The 6,350-nt window shown below is 65.1% G+C and carries 4 protein-coding genes; 1 reads left to right on the top strand and 3 read right to left on the bottom strand.

Annotation, left to right across the window (positions count from 1 at the left end):
* The first annotated feature begins 241 nt into the window (after positions 1–241).
* Positions 242–2,293 carry a molecular chaperone HtpG gene (gene htpG, locus PY257_RS04720; RefSeq protein WP_275739377.1) on the top strand — a complete coding sequence of 684 codons (2,052 nt, stop codon included), beginning with the start codon at positions 242–244 and terminating at the stop codon, positions 2,291–2,293.
* 476 nt (positions 2,294–2,769) lie between these two features.
* Here the strand turns inward: htpG and PY257_RS04715 are convergent, their stop codons facing one another.
* The 3 genes from PY257_RS04715 to PY257_RS04705 form a co-directional block, all read right to left on the bottom strand.
* On the bottom strand, positions 2,770–5,079 hold the full coding sequence (locus tag PY257_RS04715) for an FAD-dependent oxidoreductase (RefSeq protein WP_275739375.1): 2,310 nt from the start codon (positions 5,077–5,079) through the stop codon (positions 2,770–2,772).
* Positions 5,076–5,225, bottom strand: a complete 150-nt coding sequence (locus PY257_RS04710; RefSeq protein WP_275739381.1) for a hypothetical protein — start codon at positions 5,223–5,225, stop codon at positions 5,076–5,078. The genes PY257_RS04715 and PY257_RS04710 overlap by 4 nt, the downstream gene beginning before the upstream one ends.
* Positions 5,226–5,292: 67 nt before the next feature.
* Entirely contained in the window at positions 5,293–6,330 is a 1,038-nt protein-coding gene (locus tag PY257_RS04705) for a serine/threonine protein kinase (RefSeq protein ID WP_275739373.1), read from the bottom strand.
* Positions 6,331–6,350 lie beyond the last annotated feature (20 nt).

The following is a 6,350-nucleotide window of genomic DNA, read 5'->3' as shown; positions in this document are numbered from 1 at the left end:
CGCCAGGCTCATTGCTCAGTGGAATCACGAGCCCGGCTCCAGGCTCATACCTCGTTGGACAAGACTCGGCCGATCTTGTGGGCTGTAAATAACGGAAAATGGGTGCAAATACCAACAGATTGCCAACAGTTGACATGGGCGCGCGCCGGCTGGCCTTGCGTGCCGGAGCCGGCGTTGATAATCGGCCCGGCGCCCCCAGGTGCGGGGCGTCCCCGCTTTGTTTTTTTCCGAATCAGCCACCATGAGCAAACAAACCCTCTCCTTCCAGGCCGAAGTCGCGCAGTTGCTGCACCTGGTCACGCATTCGCTGTACTCCAACAAGGAGATCTTCCTGCGCGAGCTGGTCTCCAACGCATCGGACGCCTGCGACAAGCTGCGCTTCGAGGCGCTCGACCAGCCCGCGCTGTACGAAGACGCGCCGAACCTGGAGGTGCGCGTCACTTTCGACAAGGCCGCCAGGACCCTCACCATCAGCGACAACGGCATCGGCCTCTCCGAGCAGGAGGCCATCGACAACCTGGGCACCATCGCCAAGAGCGGCACCAAGGACTTCATGAGCCGCCTCTCCAGCGACCAGAAGGCCACCGCCTCGCAGCAGGGGCAGTTGATCGGCCAGTTCGGCGTGGGTTTCTATTCGGGCTTCATCGTGGCCGACCGGATCACCGTCGAGTCGCGCCGCGCCGGCCTGCCCGCCAGTGAAGGCGTGCGCTGGGTGAGCGCCGGCTCGGGTGACTTCGAGGTGGAGCGCATCGACCGCCCGCAGCGCGGCACCAGCGTCACGCTGCACCTGCGCGCCGACGCCGACGAGTACCTCAACACCTGGAAGCTGAAAGGCATCATCGCCAAGTATTCCGACCACATCTCTCTGCCCATCCTCATGCGCAAGGAAGAGTGGAAGGAAGGCGAAGAAGGCAAGGGCGGCGACATGGTGCTCACCGACGAGTGGGAGACCGTCAACCAGGCCAGCGCGCTCTGGACCCGGCCCAAGAAGGACCTCGCGCCCGAGCAGTACATCGAGTTCTACAAGCAGATCAGCCACGACAGCGAGCCGCCGCTGGCCTGGAGCCACAACCGCGTGGAAGGCAGCACCGAATACACGCAGTTGCTCTACATCCCGGCCAAGGCGCCGTTCGACCTGTGGAACCGCGACAAGAAGGCCGGCGTCAAGCTCTACGTCAAGCGCGTTTTCATCATGGACGAGGCCGAGGCCCTGCTGCCCGCCTACCTGCGTTTCGTCAAGGGCGTGGTCGATTCGGCGGACCTGCCGCTCAACGTGAGCCGCGAGCTGCTGCAGGAAAGCCGCGACGTGCGCGCCATCCGCGACGGCAACACGCGCCGCGTGCTGTCGATGCTCGAAGACCTGGCCAACAAGCAGAAAACCGGGCCTGAAAGCGGCGAAGGCAAGATCGACATCGGCTCGGGCGAGGCCGTGCCCGCGCCCACGCCCACGCAGGACGTGACCGACGTGGCGGACAAGCGCGCCGATGCCACCACGCCCGCCGCCGAGGCTGCCGCCGAATACGCCGACGAATCGGAGAAATACGCGCGCTTCTACGCCGAGTTCGGCGCCGTGCTCAAGGAGGGGCTGGGCGAGGATTTCTCGCACCGTGAGCGCATCGCCCGGCTGCTGCGCTTCGCCTCCACCGCCAGCGACACGGCGAGCGTGAGCTTCGCCGACTACAAGAGCCGCATGAAGGAAGGCCAGGAGGCCATCTACTACATCACCGCCGAAACGCTGGCCGCGGCCAAGAACAGCCCGCAGCTCGAAGTCTTCAGGAAGAAGGGCATCGAGGTGCTGCTGATGACCGACCGGGTGGACGAATGGGCGCTGGGCTACCTCAACGAATTCGACGGCACGCCGCTGCAAAGCGTGGCCAAGGGCGCGGTCGATCTGGGCCGGCTGCAGGACGAGGCCGAGAAGAAGGCCGCCGAGGAAGCGGCAGAGAGCTTCAAGCCCCTGCTCGCCCGGCTCAAGGACGCGCTGAAGGACAAGGCCGAGGACGTGCGCGTGACCACCCGCCTGGTCGATTCGCCCGCCTGCCTGGTGGTGCAGGAGCACGGCATGAGTACGCAGCTCGCGCGGCTGCTCAAGCAGGCAGGCCAGCAGGCGCCCGAAGCCAAGCCCATTCTCGAAGTGAACCCCCAGCATCCGCTCGTGAAGAAGCTGGAGACCGACGCCGTGCACTTCCACGACCTGGCCAGCATCCTGTTCGACCAGGCGCTGCTGGCCGAGGGTGGGCTGCCGGAGGATCCGGCGGCTTATGTGAAGCGGGTGAACGCGCTGCTGGTGTGACGCGGCCTGCGGCGTGCTGCTCGCATGCTGCTGGTGGGCAACACGCCTGCGCAACCGGCACACGCCGGGGCACGGTGGGCGCCCATCATCCTGGAAACGGCAGTTGACCGCTTCGTATCCCTTGCCAGGCCGCATGAAATCGAGCGTTCACGGCTTCGATGGGGTTCACCTCGTGGGTGAGAGCGCTATGCACCTGCCAGCACCGCGCTCGGCGCGCCATGCGGCGTTGCTCCTCCTTGCGGGCAGTAGCCCGCCGCGTCGTCGCGTCTTGCCTGGCACCCCAATCACGGCACCGGCAGGCGCATCCAACTGCCGTTTCCAGGATCATCGCTTCGGCGCTCGCCGCTCATGTCTCCATGGCCGGATGCATAAGCCCCGCTGCATCCAGCCATGGGCCAGCGCAGCTCCCTGGGCTGCGCCTCGCACCACTACCTCAAAAGAGACCAAAAACCGAAGCGCCGGAAAACGGCAGGCCCCTACCGCTCGACGGTGTCGGATGTGCTCTCGACAGGCCGGTCGGCCGCAACAACCCCCCTCGGGGCACCGAGCATTTCCTTGACCAGCGCGTAGCCCTGGGCCTGATTGGCGCGAATCGAAACATCCGAGAAATCGTAGTCCCGCCACGAGGGCTCATCGCCCACCCCCTTGCGCACGAAGCGCGTGATCTGCATCTTTGCGCCGTCGCCCATCAACTGGATATACCGGGGACGCTGCATGATCTTCTCGCGCTCCACCGGCTCGATCTCCTGCAGCAGGCTCTCGACCAGGCCGCGATAGGCATCCTTCAGTTCACGCATGCGCAGATCGCTGCGCACACGTTCCGAATACACGATTTCGTCACGGCGTGCCTGGATTTCCATCATGTTGGAAGGCAAGGAGGACTTCGCGCCCGCAAACAGGTCCACGATGAAGACCCGCTTGCCGTCCGGGCCGCAGCGGTCGAACACCAGATCGAGCGGCGAGTTGCTGACAATGCCGCCATCCCAGTAGGGTTTGCCGTCGACGAAGGTCCAGGAAAAACCGGGAGGCAAGCTGCCGCTGGCCAGAATATGGTCCGGCGTCAGATCGTCGACATAGCTGTCGAACACCTCGAGCTCGCCGGTCAGCACGTTGACCGCGCCGACCACGAGTCGCACCGGGCTTTCCTTGAGCGACGTGAAGTCCACGTACTTCGCCAGCAACTGCTTCATCGGCGACGTATCGTAAAAGCCGCTCCAGTTCCACGGCGCCACCCAGGGCTCTCCGAACGACGGCATCCAGCGCGGCCGGAAAAATTTCGGCACGCCGAACTGCAGGATCTGCATGGCGGTTGTGGCGCGCCGCATCGGCTCCGATAGCAGCGGCGAGGATGCCACCTGCAACTCCGACCAGAAGGCCTCCAGCGCGCCCGTGGCGTTGCGCGGATTGCCGGCAATGATCGCGCCGTTGAGCGCGCCAATCGAAATGCCTGCCACGATGTCTGGAAATATCTGCTCTTCCTCCAGCGCCTTGACCACCCCGCATTCGAACGCGCCGAGCGCACCGCCGCCCTGCAACACCAGCACGGTCTGCGTCGGCAGCTGGTCGAGCGCGACGTCCGGCTGCCGCAATATTTCCTTGTGCAGTTGCAGGTTGGTCCGGTAACGGATCAGCCCCTCGGCAAGACGCGTTTCCCCGGCCGGGCGGCCCAGCGAGAATGCTGCCCGCATCACGCTGTCCTTCAGGTAAAACAACGCAAAGGAGTGGTCTGCCAGCGAGCCGCGCATGATCCACTCGTCGGCGTCTTCCGGCGCGCCGAGCACGTCGAACCCGATGTCGCCGACTTCGCAAAAGAAATAGGACACCTGGTCATAGCGCATGCGGCGCCCCAGCATGTTCAGCGCGGCGAGACGCCCTTGCTTGACCGCGTTGTCCCAGTGCTCGATATGGCGCCGGCGGGAAAACACCGGGTCCAGAAAGCTCGTCACGTCGCCGGCCGCCCAGACGTTGGGCGCATTGGTGGCCAGCCGAGCATCAACCACGACCTGGCCCTCTTCGAGCGCAATGCCGCTGCCGTGGAGAAATTGCGTGGCGGGACGCACGCCCATGCAGGCCACCGCGAAATCGCACGGTATGCGCGCCCCCGAGCCAGTTTCGACTTCCCGGATTTTTCTTTCTCCATGAAACGCGACCACCGGCTCGTCGAGCAACACGGTCGCGCCTTGCTGGCTTGCGTACTGCAGGAAGAAATCAGACAGCATCGCCGATTCCAGATGCCGCAGCAGTCGCGTGTCCTCTTCCACGATGGTGACTTCGAGGCCGAGGTCGCGCAGCGTCATCGCGACCTCGATGCCGTGAAAGCTGCCGCCCACCACAACGGCACGCTTGGCCTTCGAGGCACGCTGCCGCAGGGCATCGCAATCGTCGCGCGACCTCAGCACATGAATGCCCGGCAGCGACGCACCGGGTAAAGCAATGGGCCGGGGCGATGCGCCGGTGGCGATCAGGAGTTTTTCATAATGAATCTGCCGCCCGGTCGAGGTTTCCACCCGTTGGCGGGCGGTATCGACCGAGAGCGCCGTGGTTTCCAGCGCGACCTCGATTTGCTGTTCGCGGTAATACTGCGCCGGATGAATGAGTATCTGCTGCACGTTGGCATCACCGAGCAGATAGCGCTTGGACAGCGCCGGGCGCTGATACGGCAGCGTCGATTCGGCCGACAGGATCAGGATGGAGCCGGTTGCGCCTTCCCGCCGCAGCGTCTCGGCTGCCGTCGCACTCGCCAGCCCTCCCCCGATCAAAAGGAAGTCGATTTTCTGATACGTCATCGAAAATATCCCGCCGCGCGCGGGAACGCCGAGTGGAGCAGCGCCGTTTGCGCCACGTCCTCGTGCGTCGTGAGGATGCCGTCGATGGTACTGCCGAGCATTGCATAGCAGGTCACCACGGCGACTTTCCCTTTCAGGTCACTCATCGTCAATCTTCCATGTTCTGGTTCAAGGGCACGCTTTTATCAGGATGCGAGGCAAGGGTTGGCCTGCCTATGCGGCCAGCGGCTCCTCCCCCATCGCCTCGATCTGCTCGCGCAGCATGTCCACCTGCCCGCGCCAGTAATCGCTGCTGCCGAACCAGGGGAAGTTGATCGGGAAGATCGGGTCGCTCCAGCGGCGCGCGAGCCAGGCGCTGTAGTGGATCAGGCGCAGCGTGCGCAGCGGCTCGATGAGTGCCAGCTCGCGCCGGTCGAAGGCGCGGAACTGCTCGTAGCCGTCCAGCAGCGCCGACAACTGCTGCGTGCGCTGCGGGCGTTCGCCCGACAGCAGCATCCACAAGTCCTGCACCGCCGGGCCGCTGCGGGTGTCGTCGAGGTCCACGAAGTGCGGGCCGCCGCCGGGTTTGTCGGTCGGCGTCCAGAGGATGTTGCCTGGGTGGCAGTCACCGTGCAGGCGCAGGAATTCAATACCTGATTGGCCTCTGGCGCCCGTATTGATTGCGCTTGCAGCTATCATTTTGAGAGCGCAGTCGCAGGCTGTGCGCCATTCGCCTTCCATGTCGAGTGGAATGGCGCGCTGTGCCAGCAGCCAATCGCGCGATGCGGTACCCAAGCTCTGCAGATCGAGCGCGGGCCGCTCGGCGAAGGGGCGCGCGGCACCCACGGTGTGGATGCGGGCCAGGAAGCGGCCCACCCATTCCAGCACCTCGAAATCGTCCAGTTCGGGCGGGCGTCCGCCGCGCCAGGGACTCACGCTGAATGCGAAGCCGCCGAAGTGGTGCAGCGTCGTGCCATGCAGCGCCAGGGGCGCGACCACGGGTACCTCGGCTTGCGCCAGTTCCGCCGCGAAGGCGTGCTCCTCAAGGATCTGCGCCGCGCTCCAGCGGCCGGGCCGGTAGAACTTGGCGACCACGCGCGTGCCGTCTTCGAGCGATGCCTGGTAGACCCGGTTCTCGTAAGAACTGAGCGCCATGAGGCGGCCATCGCCGTTCAGGCCTACTTGCGCCAGCGCGTCCAGCACCGCCGCAGGTGTGAGCGCTTCGTAAGGATGGGAAGAGGCGGCAGGCGCCGGCGGCAGGGTGGAAGGCATGCCCCGATTATCGGCGGGGC

The sequence above is a fragment of the Curvibacter soli genome (assembly GCF_029211125.1).
Lineage (GTDB): Bacteria > Pseudomonadota > Gammaproteobacteria > Burkholderiales > Burkholderiaceae_C > Curvibacter_A > Curvibacter_A soli.
The sequence above is the reverse complement of the archived record's forward strand: the minus strand, read 5'-3'. Positions and strand labels throughout refer to the sequence as shown.